Source organism: Micromonospora sp. WMMD1155 (assembly GCF_029581275.1).
GTDB lineage: Bacteria > Actinomycetota > Actinomycetes > Mycobacteriales > Micromonosporaceae > Micromonospora.
Genome location: NZ_CP120742.1, coordinates 1,970,297 through 1,985,835, shown reverse-complemented (window position 1 = coordinate 1,985,835; position 15,539 = coordinate 1,970,297). Strand labels below are relative to the sequence as shown.

At 71.9% G+C, this 15,539-nt stretch carries 12 protein-coding genes and 1 tRNA gene; 11 read left to right on the top strand and 2 right to left on the bottom strand.

Annotated features, from left to right (window positions below):
* The first annotated feature begins 79 nt into the window (after positions 1-79).
* The 11 genes from O7617_RS08790 (at position 80) to O7617_RS08740 (ending at position 13,474) form a co-directional block, all read left to right on the top strand.
* The gene (locus tag O7617_RS08790) at positions 80-2,515 is read left to right on the top strand and encodes a diguanylate cyclase (protein WP_282262739.1); all 2,436 of its coding nucleotides are present in this window, start codon (positions 80-82) and stop codon (positions 2,513-2,515) included.
* Between the two features lie 9 nt (positions 2,516-2,524).
* Positions 2,525-3,487, top strand: a complete 963-nt coding sequence (locus O7617_RS08785) for a UTP--glucose-1-phosphate uridylyltransferase (protein ID WP_282262738.1) — start codon at positions 2,525-2,527, stop codon at positions 3,485-3,487.
* Positions 3,484-4,797 carry a gephyrin-like molybdotransferase Glp gene (gene glp, locus O7617_RS08780; RefSeq protein WP_282262737.1) on the top strand — a complete coding sequence of 438 codons (1,314 nt, stop codon included), beginning with the start codon at positions 3,484-3,486 and terminating at the stop codon, positions 4,795-4,797. Before O7617_RS08785 ends, glp begins: the two co-directional genes overlap by 4 nt.
* 109 nt (positions 4,798-4,906) lie before the next feature.
* The gene (locus O7617_RS08775; protein WP_282262735.1) at positions 4,907-5,557 is read left to right on the top strand and encodes a GNAT family protein; all 651 of its coding nucleotides are present in this window, start codon (positions 4,907-4,909) and stop codon (positions 5,555-5,557) included.
* Between the two features lie 236 nt (positions 5,558-5,793).
* Positions 5,794-6,576, top strand: a complete 783-nt coding sequence (locus tag O7617_RS08770; RefSeq protein ID WP_282262734.1) for a hypothetical protein — start codon at positions 5,794-5,796, stop codon at positions 6,574-6,576.
* Between the two features lie 276 nt (positions 6,577-6,852).
* Positions 6,853-6,929, top strand: a tRNA-Ala gene (locus O7617_RS08765).
* Between the two features lie 137 nt (positions 6,930-7,066).
* Entirely contained in the window at positions 7,067-8,278 is a 1,212-nt protein-coding gene (locus O7617_RS08760; RefSeq protein ID WP_282262733.1) for a CapA family protein, read from the top strand.
* A 224-nt stretch (positions 8,279-8,502) separates the two neighbouring features.
* Positions 8,503-10,638: a HAMP domain-containing protein gene (locus tag O7617_RS08755; protein WP_282262732.1), complete on the top strand. Its 2,136-nt coding sequence runs from the start codon at positions 8,503-8,505 to the stop codon at positions 10,636-10,638.
* A gap of 2 nt (positions 10,639-10,640) precedes the next feature.
* A complete protein-coding gene (pgsB, locus tag O7617_RS08750) occupies positions 10,641-11,918 on the top strand; it encodes a poly-gamma-glutamate synthase PgsB (protein WP_282262731.1) in 1,278 nt (425 codons plus the stop codon).
* Positions 11,915-12,400, top strand: a complete 486-nt coding sequence (locus O7617_RS08745) for a poly-gamma-glutamate biosynthesis protein PgsC/CapC (RefSeq protein ID WP_282262729.1) — start codon at positions 11,915-11,917, stop codon at positions 12,398-12,400. The genes pgsB and O7617_RS08745 overlap by 4 nt, the downstream gene beginning before the upstream one ends.
* A gap of 27 nt (positions 12,401-12,427) precedes the next feature.
* Complete coding sequence (locus tag O7617_RS08740) at positions 12,428-13,474, top strand: NlpC/P60 family protein (RefSeq protein ID WP_282262727.1); 1,047 nt, start codon at positions 12,428-12,430, stop codon at positions 13,472-13,474.
* 24 nt (positions 13,475-13,498) lie between these two features.
* On the opposite strand, the gene O7617_RS08735 is transcribed toward O7617_RS08740, so the two are convergent.
* Together O7617_RS08735 and O7617_RS08730 are read right to left on the bottom strand one after the other, a co-directional pair.
* Positions 13,499-14,422 (bottom strand): hypothetical protein, encoded by a 924-nt coding sequence (locus tag O7617_RS08735; protein ID WP_282262725.1) that lies wholly within the window; start codon positions 14,420-14,422, stop codon positions 13,499-13,501.
* 212 nt (positions 14,423-14,634) lie between these two features.
* Positions 14,635-15,522: a hypothetical protein gene (locus O7617_RS08730; RefSeq protein ID WP_282262724.1), complete on the bottom strand. Its 888-nt coding sequence runs from the start codon at positions 15,520-15,522 to the stop codon at positions 14,635-14,637.
* Between the last annotated feature and the right edge of the window lie 17 nt (positions 15,523-15,539).

The window sequence follows — 15,539 nt, the reverse complement described above, 5'->3', positions numbered from 1 at the left end:
CTCCTGACGCAACGCCTCTCCCACGGTTGCTCTGTGTCAGCATCGCAAGCAACGGAGGCGGAACTTCCGGGGGGACCGAGTGACGCTACGCGGGCGGTTGACGGCAGCCTTCCTCGTGGTGGTGCTCGGGCCGGTCCTGCTCGGCGCGCTCTTCGTCGCCGCCACCGTCGCGGCCGTGGACCGCAGCCGCTCCACCGAGCGACTGGCGGTGGCGGCGTCCGCCGTGCGGACCTCGGTCGACGCGCTCTGCCAGCAGCTGAGGGCCACCGCCGACGCGGTGGCCCTCACCGCCGACCCGGCCGTCGCCGCCGCCCAACTGGTCGGCCGTGGCCTGGCCGCCGCGGTGTTGATCACCGACGTGAGCGGCACGGTCAGCTACGTCTCGCCCGGCGCTCCGGCGGCCCCCTGGCGCGACTGCTCCGGCCCGACAGGTCGCGAGACCGACGGCCCGGCGGGCGGCGAGACCAACGGCCCGGCGGGCGGCGAGACCGACGGCCCGGCGGGCGGCGAGACCGACGGCCCGGCGGGCGGCGAGACCGACGGTCCGGCCAACGGCTCGGCCGGCCCGGTCCGGGCGCTCGCCGCGCAGGTCGACCTCCGCGACCGTTCCGGAACCCTGCTGGGCACCGTGACCGCCGCACAACTGGTCGACCCGGCCTTCGTGGCCCGGCTGGCGGCGGTGACCGGGGTGGCGGTCACCCTGCTCGACAGCGGTGCCAGCGCCGCGCGGGTCACCCACACGACCGAGTCCCGCGAGGTACGCGACGCGGTGCTGGCCGCCGCCAGCGCCGTCGACGGCGAGCGGGTCACCGAGACCAGCGAGGGCCGGTACGTGCGGAGGATCGGGCCGTCCGACTCGCAGCCGCTGCCCCTGGTGCTCTCCGTGCCCAGCGAACGGCCACCCGGGCTGCACGCCACGCTGGTGGGTGTCGTCGTCCTGGCCGGGCTCCTCGCCGTGCTGAGCGCCTGGCGGTTGGCCCGGGTCACCACCCGGCCGCTCGTGGAGCTGGCCGGTGCGGTGGACCGGGTCGCCCACGGCGACCTCACCGCCCGGGTGCCGGTCCGCAGCCGCGACGAGCTGGGCCGGCTGGCCGCCGCCTTCAATCGGATGACGAGGGAGACCGGCTCCTACGTCGCGGCGTTGACAAGCAACCGGGACCAGCTCCGCGGGCACCTCGGTGTCCTCGGCGACACCCTGGCCAGTACGCACGACCTGCAACGCATCCTGCGGGTGATCCTGCACAGCGCCATCGGAGCCACCGGGGCGCGCGCCGGTGCGGTGCTGCTGGTGGAGGCGGGCGGCGTGCTCGTCGCGCAGTGCACAGAAGGGCTGGACGGGCGGTGGCCGGAGGACGACCCGGACGGGCCGTCGACGCTCCGGGTGCCGGTGGGCGTCGGCGTGGTCGGTGCCGTCGCCGCCACCGGCGAACCGCAGCGGGGGAGGATGGAGGCGGCCGACGCCCCGTCGGGTGAGCCGCGCTGTCGCACCTACGTCGCAGTCCCGTTCGCCGCCCCGACCGGCGGCGCGGCGACCCCCTCCGCGTCCGCGTCGCCGACCGACGAGGCCGGCGCGGCGGCGGCACTCGGGGTGCTGGCCCTCTACGACCGGTTGGGCGCCGACGAGTTCGACGACGACGACCTCGTCACCCTGCGCACCTTCGCCGGTCACGCGGCGGTGGCGGTGGACAACGTCCGGGTGCACGAGGAGGCGCAGCGGCTCTCGCTCACCGACCCGCTCACCGGGTTGTGGAACTACCGCTACCTGCGCGAGTCGATCCGGCGGGAGGTGGAACGGGCCAGCCGGTTCGGGCGGATGCTGAGCATCCTCGCGCTCGACCTCGACCGCTTCAAGGACGTCAACGACACGTACGGGCACGCGGCCGGGGACACCGTGCTGGCCGAGTTCGCCAGGCGGGTACGCGGCGAGATCCGCGAGGTCGACCTGGCCTTCCGGCAGGGCGGTGAGGAGTTCGTGCTGCTGCTGCCGGAGACCGACGCGCGGGGCGCGGCGATCGTGGCCGAGCGACTCGGCGCGGTGGTGCGCGAGACCCCGATCGCCGTCGAGGCGGACGCCGGGCCGGTCCTGGTGACCGTGTCGGTGGGCATCGCCGTCTACCCGGACAACGGCAGCACCGGGCGGGAGGTGCTGGAGGCCGCCGACGACGCGCTCTACGCCGCCAAGGCGGCCGGCCGGGACACGTACCGGGTCGCCGAGGCGCGCCCGGACGTGACCACCCGGGAGTTGCCGGTGCTCGCGGGCGCGGTGAGCCCCTCCGACGTGCTGCCGCGCGCCGGCCGACACGTGCAGGTCGACCGGGAGCCGGGCGGGCCCGCCCGGTCGGAGTCGGCGGCGGGCGTACCCGAATCGTCGCCGACCGGCCCGACGCACGCCCGGCCGGACGCGGCCGGCGACCCACCGGACAGCGCGGGGGCCGGCCCCGACGCCGCGCGACCGGGGTCGGGCGGCGGCGCGTCTTCTGGGCCACACCCGCCGCGGCAGAGCCGTGGCCGATAGTCTCGCGGCATGTCGGAGCACTCAGCGAACCCCTCATCGACGGCCGCCGCAACCGGCCGTCCCCTGGCGGTCAAGGCCGTCATCCCGGCCGCCGGACTGGCCACCCGGTTCCTGCCGGCCACCAAGGCGGTGCCCAAGGAGCTGCTGCCGGTCGTGGATCGGCCGGTTCTGCAGTACATCGTCGAGGAGGCCACCCAGGCCGGCATCGGTGACGTGTTGCTGATCACCGGTCGGGGTAAGACGTCGATGGTGGACCACTTCGACCGTCGCCCCGACCTGGAGACCAGGCTGGAGGAGAAGGGCGACGCCGAGCGGCTGGCCGCCGTGCGTCGGCCCAGCGAGTTGGCCGAGATCTACACGGTGCGGCAGCCCGAGCAGCTCGGGCTCGGCCACGCCGTCGGGTATGCCGAGTCGCACGTCGGCGACCAACCCTTCGCGGTGCTGCTGGGCGACGAGTTCGTCAAGCCGTCGGAGCCGCTGCTTCCGGCGATGCTGGAGTTGCAGGCCCGCACCGGTGGTGTGGTGCTCGCCTTCTTCGAGGTCGACCCGGCCGACACCAAGCGGTACGGCATCGCCTCGGTCGAACCCGCCGAGGCCGAGCTGACCGACATCGGCGAGGTCGTCAAGGTGACGGGGATGGTGGAGAAGCCCCAGCCGGAGGACGCGCCGAGCAACCTCGCGGTGCTCGGCCGCTACGTGCTGCCCGGCAAGATCTTCGACGCGATCCGGCGGACCAAGCCGGGCAGCGGGGGCGAGATCCAGTTGACCGACGCGATGGAGTTGCTGCGTACCGAGGGCACCCCGGTGCACGCGATCGTCTACCGGGGCACCCGCTACGACACCGGCATGCCGCTGGGCTACCTCCAGACGGTGGTGCAGATCGCCGCCGACCGCGACGACCTGGGCGGCGAGTTCCGATCCTGGCTGGCCGAGTTCGTCAAGGCCGACGCGGCAGGCGGATCTGGTACATGACCGCGACGGCCGACGCCGAGGCGGCCGCGAACGAGTTGACGCCGCTCGCCGACTACCTGGGCAGCGTGCTGCGCAGGTTACGAGCGCTGCCGCCACTCGACCTCGACCTCACCCAGGCGCACGGCAACGTCCTCGCCGAGGACGTCGTCGCGCCGCACGCCTTCCCGGCCTTCGACCAGGCGGCCGTGGACGGCTACGCCGCCCGCTGGGAGGACATCTCCGGAGGTGGCCGGGGCCCGAGCTACGTCCCGGCCCCCTCCGGCACGCCCGGTGGGCGGACCATCCGGCTCAACGTGGTGGGTGATCTGGGGGCCGCGAGCTGGCGGCCGGTCCGGCTGACCCCCGGTTCGTGCTTCTCGGTGGCCGCCGGGGCGCCGCTGCCGGTCGCCGCCGACGTGGTGGTACCGGTGGAGTGGACCGACCAGGGCATGGCCGCGGTGGAGATCTTCCGCACCCCCAAACGGGGGTACGGGGTACGCCGCGCCGGTGAGGAACTGCCCGCCGGCACGCTGCTCGCCCGCGCCGGCACGTACGTCTCCCCGGCGCTGGTCGCGGTCTTCGCCGCCACCGGTATCGGGCACGTGGTGGTCCGGCCCAGCCCCCGGGTGGTCATCGTGGCCACCGGTGACGAACTCGTCGACGTGGGCCGGGGCAGCCAGCCCGGCCAGGTCGTCGACGCGAACTCGCACGCGTTGACCGCCGCGGCGGCGGAGGTGGGCGCCCTGGCGTACCGGGTGGGGATCTGCGACGACGACCCGGAGGGGCTGCGCGGGCTGCTGGAGGACCAGACCCTGCGCGCCGACCTGATCATCACCACCGGAGGCACCGGCACCGGCCCCGGTGACATGGTGCGTCGGATCCTGTCCCGCCGCGAGGGCGGCCGGGCCGGGCCGGTCACGTTCACCGACGTCGCGCTCTATCCCGGGACCGCGCTCGGGTTCGGCACGGTGGGCGCCGAGGAGGTGCCGGTGGTGTGCCTGCCCGGCGACCCCGGCGCCGCGCTGATCGGTTTCGAGGTGTTGGCTCGCCCGGCCATCCAACTGCTCGCCGGCGCGGAGCCGGTGTTCCGACCCAGCGTGCGGGCGCACCTACTGGAGACCGTGTCGTCACCGGTGGGGCTGCGGGAGTTCCGGCCGGCGCACGTCGCCGAGCGTCGGGGCGGCGGATACACGGTCCAACCGCTGCGCGGTGGGCCGTTCACCCTCTCCGGGCTGGCCGAGGCGAACGGGCTGCTGGTCCTCGGCGAGCGGGTGACCACCGCCGCCGCCGGATCCACCGTGGACGTCCTGTTGCTGGACCGTCGCCGGTGACGGTCTCCCGGCCGAGCCGCAGGCGCTCCACTCGGGAGGCGCGCCGTCACCGGATCGGGGCGGTCGGTCCACTTGCGCGCGACACGGTCCCGCGCGGGAGACTGTGCGGGTGAGTCTCTTCGGACCTCCGCGGGCACCCGGCTGGCCGGTGGAGTTGGCGGACGGCCCGGTGTTCCTGCGGCCGTACCGGCGCACCGACGCCGCGGCGTGGTCGGAGATCCGGCGGGCCAACCGGGCCTGGCTGGCGCCCTGGGAGTCGTCGCTGCCCGGCGCCTGGGACGACATGAACTCACCGGCCGCGTTCCGCTGGGTGCACCGCGACCAACGGCGGTCGGCCCGCGAGGGTGAGGGCATGCCGTTCGCTGTCTGTCTGCGCGAGGCCGACCGGGATCGACTGGTCGGTCATCTCAACGTCGGCAGCATCGTGCGACGAGCCCTCTGCTCCGGCTACGTCGGCTACTGGGTGGACGCCCGGGTCGCCGGACGAGGGGTGATCCCGACGGCGCTCGCGCTCGCCGTGGACCACGCGTTCGGCCCAGGCGGGTTGCACCGGGTGGAGGTCAACATCCGCCCGGAGAACCGACCGTCCCGGCGGGTGGTCGAAAAACTGGGCTTCCGCGAGGAGTCGTACCACGTGCGCTACATGCACATCGACGGCGCGTGGCGGGATCACATCGGGTACGCGATGACGAGCGAGGAGATCGCCGCCGAGGGTGGCCTTCTGGCCCGCTGGCACCGGGTACGCGCCGACGCGCGCTAGGGCGCCGTCGCGATCTGCGGGTCGGGGCGGTCGGGGGCGGAATTTCCGACCCTCGGCCAGGCGTCCCACGGACGGGATCGGCGCGGCGCGGTGGCAACCCGGTCGACGCGCCGTAACCTCAAGTAACTGCAAGCTGCGGCAAGCGCTCCCCGGCCGGACGATCCACGCACCCAGGCGGGATCGATGGAAGATCCTGCGGTCGGAGAGCGGTTGCTTCGAATTCGGTGACGGGAGGGGTGAGGGTGCCGACCTCGGTGCTCCTCGCCGTCCTCGCCGCCGCCGGCCTGCTCGCCCTGGCCCCGGCGCTGGTTCGCCGTTACGACGCCACCGAGCGGTTGGTGGCGGAGCGGGCGCAGTCGACGGCGCGGGTGCTCCAGCGCCGCCGGCGGCGCCGCACTGTGCCCGGACGGCGACCCGTCCACCCACCGCGTTCACTGATCGTCACCTTGAGTGAGGATGCGACTACCGGAACGCTTGCTCCGCCGGTCTCCGCACCGCCGGCCGTCCGCCGCTCCGGTCGGCTCCGCGCCGTGCCACCCGCACCGAAGAGGTCGCGCCGCCGCCCACCGCCCCGACGACAGCACACCCCCGCCGTGTACCGGCGGCGTCGGGTCCTCGCCGCCCTGCTGCTCCTCAACGTCGTCGAGCTGATCGGCGTGGTGTTCGTCAGCCCGGGCTTCTGGGTGAGCTTCGGGGTGACCTTCCTGCTCCTGGCCCTGTACGTCGTCCACCTACGCCGCCGGGCCCTGGCCGGCCGTCGCCGTCGCCGCGCCCGGGCCCGGGAAGCCGCCTGGCTCGCCGACCGGCAGGCCGAGGTACGCCGGGAGCAGGCTCGTCGGGCGGCGGCCCGCCGGGAGGCGCAGCGCCGCCTCGCCGCCCAACGCGAAGGGGTACGCCGCGCCGCGATGGGCCTGGACCGACCGGGCGACCTGCCGGCGGCGGTCAACGGCGGGTCGGTCTCCTACCGGCGCTCGGGCGGGCTGCGCGGCCGCCCCTACGAGGCCGGCCGAGGCGCCTGACCCCGCCCCCAGGCGGCACGCCGGCCGGTGGCGTGGCCGGGCTCCGGCCGGTCGGGCTGCAGCAGGCGTTGCTTGCCGGCGTTGATCGACTCCGTATCGGCGATGTGGCGGTGTCGGCGTGCGGGGATGCCGCCGTATCGGCGATCTGGAGTCGATCTTTGGGCTGGCGTGACGCCGCACCGGGGGCGGATTCGCGGTGGGGGCGGGCGACCTGTTAGCCTTGGCGCCGGCCCGCCCGGTGTAAGCCGGGTGGGACCGAAGCCGGTTCGCCGGTGGGGGGCTGTGGCGCAGACTGGTAGCGCACCTCGTTCGCATCGAGGGGGTCAGGGGTTCAAATCCCCTCAGCTCCACCAAGAAACAGCAGGTAAAGGGCGGGTTCTCGGACGATCGAGGGCCTGCCCTCGATCGTTTGCCCGTCTTGAGGTCGGCAGCGACGGTGACCGGTGGGCTGACCCCCGGACGGCGCGCCGGCACGTACTAGCCTGTCGCGGTGGCGAGTAATTCTCAGACGAGCGGCGGGCTCTCCGGCACGCTACGGGCGACCCTCAGTTGCGTGATCGCGCTAGCGGTCGGTGTCGGTGCGATCTACGTCCTCGGGCCCTGGTCGACCGAAACGGCCGGACCACCTGCCCCGCCCCGTCCGGTGGGCGCCTCGGTGGAGGTCGCCGGCCGTACGGTCTCCGTGCTCGGCGCGGGGGACATCCTGCCGCACCCCGAGCTGTGGGACCAGGCTCGGCGCGACGGTGGCGGCGAGCTCGACTTCGGCCCGATGCTGGCACCGGTGCGGGAAACCGTCTCCAGCGCGGATCTGGCCCTGTGTCACCTGGAGACCGCGCTGGCACCGCCGGGTGGCCCGTACATCGGCTTCCCGAAGTTCAGCGTGCCGCAGGAGGTGCTCAAGGGCATCAAGAGCGTCGGGTACGACGGTTGCTCCACCGCCTCGAACCACACCATCGACCAGGGGTACGACGGTGTCAAGCGGACCCTCGATGCGCTGGACAAGGCGGGGCTGGGGCACACCGGCAGCTACCGGACCGAGCGGGAATCCCGCATCGCCAAGATCTATCAGGCCAAGGGCGTGAAGATCGGGCACCTCAGCTTCACCAAGAGCTTCAACGGCCTGCGCCCGCCGCCCGGCAAGGACTGGGTGGCGAACCTGATCGACGTGAAGGCGATCCGGCGGGACGCGGCGGCGGCGCGGAAGGCGGGCGCGGAGATCGTGGTGGTCAGCCTGCACTGGGGCACCGAGTACGAGCACGAGCCGGACGTCGACCAGCAGACCTGGGCCCGCCAGATCGCCGCGATCGACGACGTGGACGTTGTCTTCGGGCACCACGCGCACGTCGTTCAGCCGGTGGAGCGGATCGGCGACACCTGGATCGTCTACGGGATGGGCAACCAGATCGCCCGGCACGCCGAGCCGGTCAACGCCAACCGTGACGGTGCGATGACCCGGGTGACGTTCGGTCCGGTAGGTAAGACGAAAAGGTGGAAGGTGGTGGCCATCGAGGCGATCCCCACCTTCGTGGATCTCAATCCGAACATCCGTCTGGTCGATCTGGAGCGGGCGATGGCGGATCCCGCCCTGTCCCCGGGGCGACGCCGGATCTACGAGGCCGCGGTCGAGCGCATCGAGGGCAACTTGTTGACCAGGGCAGCCGGCGCGGCGGGCCTGGTGGTGCGCGGGGTGCCGCGTAGATAGCGGCCACGATTCGGCCGAGAGCCGATCCACATCGGCCCAGCTCGCGTGGTTGGGCGCCTTGCTAGCATTCGCGACGGCCGGCGGCTGTGCCTGGCTGACGAGCTGGATGGATCGCGGTCCAGAGCGCAGCTCCACGGGGGAAGGTAGTCGTTTCGGTGTCAGGCAGGTCGGCTCAGTACGCGCCATGGCAGTCGGCAGCTGGGTCCGCGAATGAGCAGGAACAGTTGCTGGCGTGGCGGCGACGGGCGCTGGACCAGCAGTTGCCGGCGGCGGCCTTCCCGGCCGGCACCAGCGCGCCCTCACTGGTCTATCTCTGGACCACGATGTTCGTGGTCGCCGTGGCGATCCTCGGGTTCGCCGTCAGCGCCCAGCGCGGGGTGCTCCCGGCTGTCGTCGATTCCCAGCGTGACGTAGTGTCGAAGCTGGCGTCGGGCATGCAGGTCGAGGCCCGAGGTCGGGCGACCGAGCTGGACCGGACGGTGCAGGAGCGCGGCACCACGAGTGACGCCGACCTACTCACCCGGTTGGTCGACCCGGGCGCCGGCTTCGCCGGGGCGGCGATCGTGGAGACCGCCTCCCGGCGACCTCTTGCCGCCAAGGGCGCGGCGCTCCCGATCGACCTGTTGCCACCGGTGCTGCAGAGCGACAAGACGGTCGCCGTCACCACGGCGGACGGCCCCGCGCTGGTCTACTCCGTCCCGCTGGACGACACCCGCGCGCTGCTCGCGACCCATCCGGTCACCATGCGGAACCTGCGGCTCAACCCCGACGCCGGGCACGGCATTCACATGATCACCGCCGACGGCAAGAGCAGCCTGATGCAGGGGGCCAACGCGGTCGACGCCGTACACCTGCCGACGGTCTTCGCCGGCTTGGCCGGCACCGACTCGCCGCAGAGCCGTGAGGTGATCGTCAAGGAGTGGGCGGACCGCAGGCTGGTGGTGTCGTCCGCGCCGGTGGGTGAGACCGGCCTCGTGGTCGTCTCCCTGCTCGCCTCGGATCTGAGCGTGGGGACCTCGGGCACCAAGGGGGTGGTGCTCGGGCTCAGTCTGCTGGTCGTGACCCTGCTCAGCTTCCTGCTCATGCGCAAGTCCCTGGTCCGGCCCGTCCGGGCGCTGCTGGACCAGGCCAAGGCCGACGCCTGCGGCGCGATGACGCGGCACCGCGCGCCGATGCGCATTCGCGAGGCGCACCGGATCGCGCGGGCGTTGGCGCTGACCTCCGGCGACCAGTACCCACCGGACCGGCGGTGGCGACCGACCGTCCTGCAGGGCCTGACCGCGGCCGTGGTGGTCGCGATGCTCTGGCCGGCGGCGGCCGCGGCGCTCGCGTTGCAGGCTTCCGACCCGACGATTCCGGTGCAGTTGGTTCGGGACGAGGAGAACCGGGCCGAGGAGGCCAGCAACGCTCTGGGGCGCCTGCTGGACGACGGCCTGGCCACCGTCTCGCGGGTGTCGCAGGGGGTGCCCGTCAAGGACCTCGCGCAGGCGGATCGGACGCTCGATCGGGAACTCGCCGACGAGCAGCGGCTCCGGGCGTTGTACCTGGTCGACCGGGACGGCAAGGTGGTGGCCGGCGCCGGTCGGGATCCGCTGCGGGCTGTCGCGCCACTGCCCGGCGAGATCGGCATCCACCTCGACGACACGGCCGACCGCCTGCCACTGGTGTATGCCTTCAACCAGCGTGCTGACGGCTACGCGGTGGTCGGTGAGTTCGACCCTGACCGCCTTCTCGGGCTGGTCCGTCGGGTCGACGGCCGGGTCCGGGTCGTCGACGCCGAGCTGCGGACGATCTTGGACTCGGAGGGCTTCCGGGCGTTCCAGCCGCTCCAGGGCGAGGTGGCCCGGAAAATCGCCGTCGAAGTACTCCCGGGCAGCACGGTTGGTCAGTCGACCACCGAGGACGGGGCCCCCGCGCTGGTCGCCGCCTCCGGTCTGACCGCGCCGGAGACGGTCGCCCACCTCGAGTGGGCCGTCGTGCTGGAGCAGGACGTCGCCGGGTTGCGCCTGCCGGCGATGGTGGAGCGGCGTTGGACCCTGCTGGTGGCGGGTGCGGTGGTGGGCATCGCCCTCCTTACCCACGTGTGGCAGCTCTACATCTTCGTCCGCCCGTTGCGGAGGTTGAGCTCCTTCGCCGAGCAGATGAGCGATGGAACCGTGGAACTGCCCGTTCCGCCGCAGCGGCACGACGACATCGGCGCGATCGCGATGTGCCTGGAGATCTGTCGTCAGGTCCGGCACACCGGGTCCGCCCGGTTCGGTGGAGCGCTGCGGCTACGCGGCGCGGGCACCGATCGGACCACCGTCCTTGCGCGCGTCCGGCACGCGGCCGGGACACGCAGCCGGGCGATGAAAGGCTGAGCATGTTCTACCTCTACACCGTCTACAGCCTCTGTTGCCTCGCGCTGCTGGTGGCCGGCGTGATCGAGCAGCGGAACCACAACCGCAACCTCAACACCATCCCGCACCGGGTGCTGGTCAACGGGATCCGTGGCAAGAGTTCGATCACGCGACTCTGCGCGGGTGCGCTGCGCGGTGGCAGCAAGGTCGTGGTGGCGAAGACCACCGGCACCGCCGCGCGATTCATCTTCCCGGACGCCAGCGAGGAGCCGGTTCACCGCAAGTTCGGGATCGCCAACGTGGTCGAACAGATCGGCATCGTCCGCCGAGCCGCCGTCTACCATCCGGATGCGCTGGTCATCGAGTGCATGGCGGTCATGCCCGCGTTGCAGGAGATCAACCAGAGCAAGCTGATCCGGTCCACCATCGGGGTGCTCTGCAACGTCCGCGAGGACCACCTCGCGGAGATGGGGCCGACTCTCGACGATGTGGCTCGTTCGCTGAGCCGGTCGATGCCCGAGGGCGGCATCTGCATCACCGCGGAGAAGGACCGGCTGGAGATCCTCCAGCAGGAGGCCGCCAAGCGGAACTGCCAGCTGATCGCGGTCGACCCGGAGTCGGTGACCGATCGGGAGATGGCGGGCTTCGGCTGGATCACCTTCAAGGAGAACGTGGCCATCGCGCTCGCCGTCGCCGAACAGCTCGGCGTCGACCGGCGCAGCGCGCTCAACGGCATGTGGTCGGCGCCGCCCGATCCCGGCGTGCTCTCGGTGGCCCGAGTCCTCCACGGCAGCAAGCGGGTCCGGTTCGCCAACATCTTCGCCGCCAACGACCCGGAGTCGACGTACATGAACATCGAACAACTTGAGAAGCAACGGCTGATCAGCCAGCCGCTGACCATGGTGATCAACTGTCGGCCGGACCGGATGGAGCGAAACGGACAAATGGGTACGCTCGCCGGCCGGGTCCAGCCGCAGCACATCGTGCTGATCGGTGAGATGACCCGCAGCGCCCGGGTCAACGTGCCCGCCGACCTACAGAGCCGGGTGGTCGACCTGGGTGGCAAGCTCCCGCCGGAGCGGCTGGTCAGCGAGGTGATGGCGGCGACCGCAGGGGACGGGTCCATCGTCGCCGTCGGGAACATCCACGGGCAGGGCGAGGTGCTGCTGCACGAGCTGGCCGCCCTACCGAGTTGGGAACCGCAGGACCACGCCCAGGCCGAATCGATGCTTCGTCCGCCGACCGCGCGCAGTTTCGACGTGGACGGCGAGACCGTGTTCCTGGGAAGGACCCGCCGGTGACATTCGGAGGAGAACTCAGCGCCCAGCTCGCCACCGCCTGCCTCGGCATCGGCCTGGTCTTCGCGCTGCTCTGCTATCTGACCACCAACCTGTCGCCCGGAGGGATGATCACGCCGGGCTGGATCGCGCTCGCGCTGATCGAGGACCCGCTGCAAGCCGCGGTGATCGTGGTCATGACGGTCGTCACGTACGCCCTCACCAAGGTGATGCAGCGCATCGTGATTCTCTACGGCAAGCGCCTCTTCGCCGCGATCGTCCTGCTCAGCGTCCTCCTCCAGATGACGCTGTTCGTGATCGTCCAACGCGACCTGCCGCTGCTCTTCGCGCATCAGACCCTGGGCTTCGTGGCACCCGGCCTGATCGCCTACCAGCTCGTGCGGCAGCCGCCGAAGGCAACGGTGCTGGCCACCGTCATGGTCACCGTCATCACCTACGGCGTGGCGTTCAGCGGCGTCGTGGCCGGCTTCGTGCCGGTCACCTGAGGCCGTCATCACCGAAAAGGGGCAGGCATGAACTACCGCACTTACTCCCGCGGCCGGGCCTTGCTGATGACCGTCGCCGCCTTCGCGTTGCTGACCGGTGGCAGCACCTTCACCTACGTCGCCGTCCGGCACTCCGCGACGGACCCGATCGAGCTGAGTCTCGGTGCCCAGGCCGCCCAGGCCGCCGCGCCGAGTTCGTCCGGCTACAGCTACCGTCGGCTGACCGCGCCGGACCGGACGCAGATGCTCGACGCCAAGGGAAACACCGTTGCGATCATGACCGACGGTGCCCGTACGGTGCACATCAGCGGCCCGAAGCGGACCTTCGCCGAACCACGGTTCACCAAGGCCAAGGTGCCCACCGATTTCTGGGTGCGACTGGCCCCGCGGGAGTGGCGGGCGGGCGCCGAGAAGGACAAGTGGTTCACCGACTGGTTCGCCAAGGCTCGCACGGACCGCTCACCGGACGTGCTGGCGGTGGCCCGGGAGTACACCTACGTCGCCCAGCCGAAGAAGGATGCGAAGGGTCGGCAGTACTCCGGCGACGCCGCCTTCGGGCCACTCTCGGACATCGATCCGGACGGTCGCGCGGAGAACTCCGACTTCTACGACTATCTCGGGTTGTCGTGGGAGTTCCCCGACAAGAAGGAGAAGCCGACCCCGTCGCACATCCGCAGCCTGGACTGCTCCGGCTTCTTGCGCATGGTCTACGGCTACCGGATGGGCTATCCGCTGCTCGGCACCAACAACGCCGGCCCCGGCCTGCCCCGCCGGGCGACGGCGATGGCCTCGGTGGGACCAGGGGCTCTGCTGATGCCGAACACCGGCAAGCGGGCCCGGGAGCTGGATCGGCTGCTCCCCGGCGACCTGCTGTTCTTCAACGCCGGGCCGGTGCAGGGCGCGAACATCGAGCACTCCGGCATGTACCTCGGCGTGGACGACCGGGGACACCACCGGTTCATCTCCAGCCGTACCACCGCCAACGGCCCGACCATGGGTGACCTGGGTGGTGAGTCCATCCTGGACGGCACCGGCTACTGGGCCCTGCGCTGGCGGACGGCTCGCCGGCTCTGACCTCGATAACGATCCGGCACCGGCTCAGGCCACGGTGAGCTGCTCCGCGAGCACTGTCGCGACGCGGCTCCGGGCCTCGGCGTCCCGCCGGACCGACCAGCTCAGCTCGAGGTGGATGAAGACGGCTTTTAGCGCTGCCGCGGCGCGGCCCTGCTCGTTGGTCTTGCCCTCAAGCTGGCCGCACTTCTCCGCCCACGCCCGGCAGGTGCTCAGGCCGGACCCGGAGAGACCGTCCGCGATCCGGCGGGCCACCGGAGTCACCGGAGCCGAACCGGTCGACACCACCGCGTCGGACGAGGGCAGGTTCCGGTCGGCGAAGCCGTGCAGCTGGATCTGATCGAGGCCGCTCCTGGCGAACTCGGCAGCCAGGGTGTGGAACAGCGACCGATCGTTGTGGGCGACGTCCGCATCGCCGCCGGCGGCCTGCCGATGGGCCCCGGCGACAAGCAGCACGCTGGCCGGCACCTTCCGGTGCACCGCCAAACCCAGCTTCTCCGTGTTGATGTCGAAGCCGGGGTGCGGCACCTCGATGACCGTACCCGGGGTCGCGCTCCGATCCACCAGCACGGCGCCCCAGGCACGATCGTCGGACCCGGTGGCGAGGTAGAGGTCGAACGGGCGGCCGGTGGCCGGGTCCGTACCACGGTGCGCCCGAAAGCCGAGATCATCGAAGATCTGGTCCACATCGGCGCCGTCACTCGGACCGGTGACCAGGGATCGCGCTGCCCGCCGGGCCGCCGCTCGCTCCGCCGTGTCGGGGTCGCGGTAGGGGTTGTCCCGGGAGAGGCTTGCGGTCAGCTCGTCGATGAGAAGCTCCGGATCAGGCCCGCGCTGCCCTCCGGACGTCGGCTTGGCCTCGGCGCACGCCCCCGACCCGAGCATCACCAGCGTCGCCGCCGCCAACAGTCCCCGGCGAGTCGGGCTCACGGCCGGAAGCGGTGTAGGCACCCGTGCAGGTTATCCGACCATCCCCGGGGGATCTCTTCGACTCGTGCCCCCGCGGCGCTGATCATCGAGTCGATGTCGGTCGACGGCATCCGGGCCAACTGCTGTCTCGGCCTACGAGGAAGCTGGCGTGGGCGGCGACCTGAAGGGCTGGCCCAGTCGAGTGACCGTGGCGCCTGGCGGCCGGGCCGTGCCGGCCGCCAGGCGTGGACGGATCAGGACCGGGTGAGCTTCACCGTCGTGGTGTCGCTCACCCTGACGTACTCGTCGTACTCGGTGTCGTAGCCGTTGGCCTGGGTGACGGCCTCGGCCAGACCCTTGGCGAACGGTGTGGTGCCGCCCGGGACGGCGGCGGCCGTCCACGGGGTCGGGCTGCCCGGGGTGCAGGTGACGTGGGTGGAGAAGCTGCCGCGGACGATCACCTTCTTGACGACCTGGGTGACAGTGCCGTCCATCGTCACGGAGGCGGGCACGTTGCAGGTCACCGTGCCGTGCAGGACCGCGTTGCCGTTCACCCGGTTGGCGATGCCGTCGGTCGCCACGGCGAGTTCGAGCTCCAGCTGCGCGGGCGGCGGCGGGTTGGCGATGTGCACCTCGCCGCGGGCGGCCGGCGTCCCGCCCTCGCAGTGCTGCTCGAAGGTGGCGTCGAAGGTCTGCACGTAGCCGTTGGGGCCGAACACCGCGTTGATGACCGTGAAGGTGCCGGTGAGCTCGTTGCAGCCCCGCCCGTTGCCGGACAGGTCGAGGCCGGGGCCGGCCCCGTTGAACGGGTAGCGGGTCGCTTTCTCGTACGTGCCCGGTGCCAGAGCCGCACTGCCGGGCGCGTCGAAGTTCACGGACCACCAGTCGCCGTTGTAGCCGCTGATGCTGACCGACACGCGGCTGTTGTCGACCGAGCCGTTCGTCGTGAGTTGGTCGCCGCCGTCGGTGGAGTACGAGTAGGAGTCACCGCCGGTGATGTAGTCGCCGGGGTCGCCACTGAAGGAGACCGAACCGGATTCGACGACCTGCGCGTGCGCGGGTGCCGCCAGGGCCAACCCACCCGCCACACCGGCGATCGACAAAGCGGCTGCGAGGGCAGCCTTACGCAAGGATCCTTGCATCCCCGTTCCTCTCTGAG

What these genes read in the sequence shown, in the direction of transcription:
- O7617_RS08785 (WP_282262738.1), top strand. Translation starts at nt 2,525, where the DNA reads ATGTCGGAGCACTCAGCGAACCCCTCATCGACGGCCGCCGCAACCGGC.
- glp (WP_282262737.1), top strand. Translation starts at nt 3,484, where the DNA reads ATGACCGCGACGGCCGACGCCGAGGCGGCCGCGAACGAGTTGACGCCG.
- pgsB (WP_282262731.1), top strand. Translation starts at nt 10,641, where the DNA reads ATGTTCTACCTCTACACCGTCTACAGCCTCTGTTGCCTCGCGCTGCTG.
- O7617_RS08740 (WP_282262727.1), top strand. Translation starts at nt 12,428, where the DNA reads ATGAACTACCGCACTTACTCCCGCGGCCGGGCCTTGCTGATGACCGTC.
- O7617_RS08730 (WP_282262724.1), bottom strand. Translation starts at nt 15,522, where the DNA reads ATGCAAGGATCCTTGCGTAAGGCTGCCCTCGCAGCCGCTTTGTCGATC.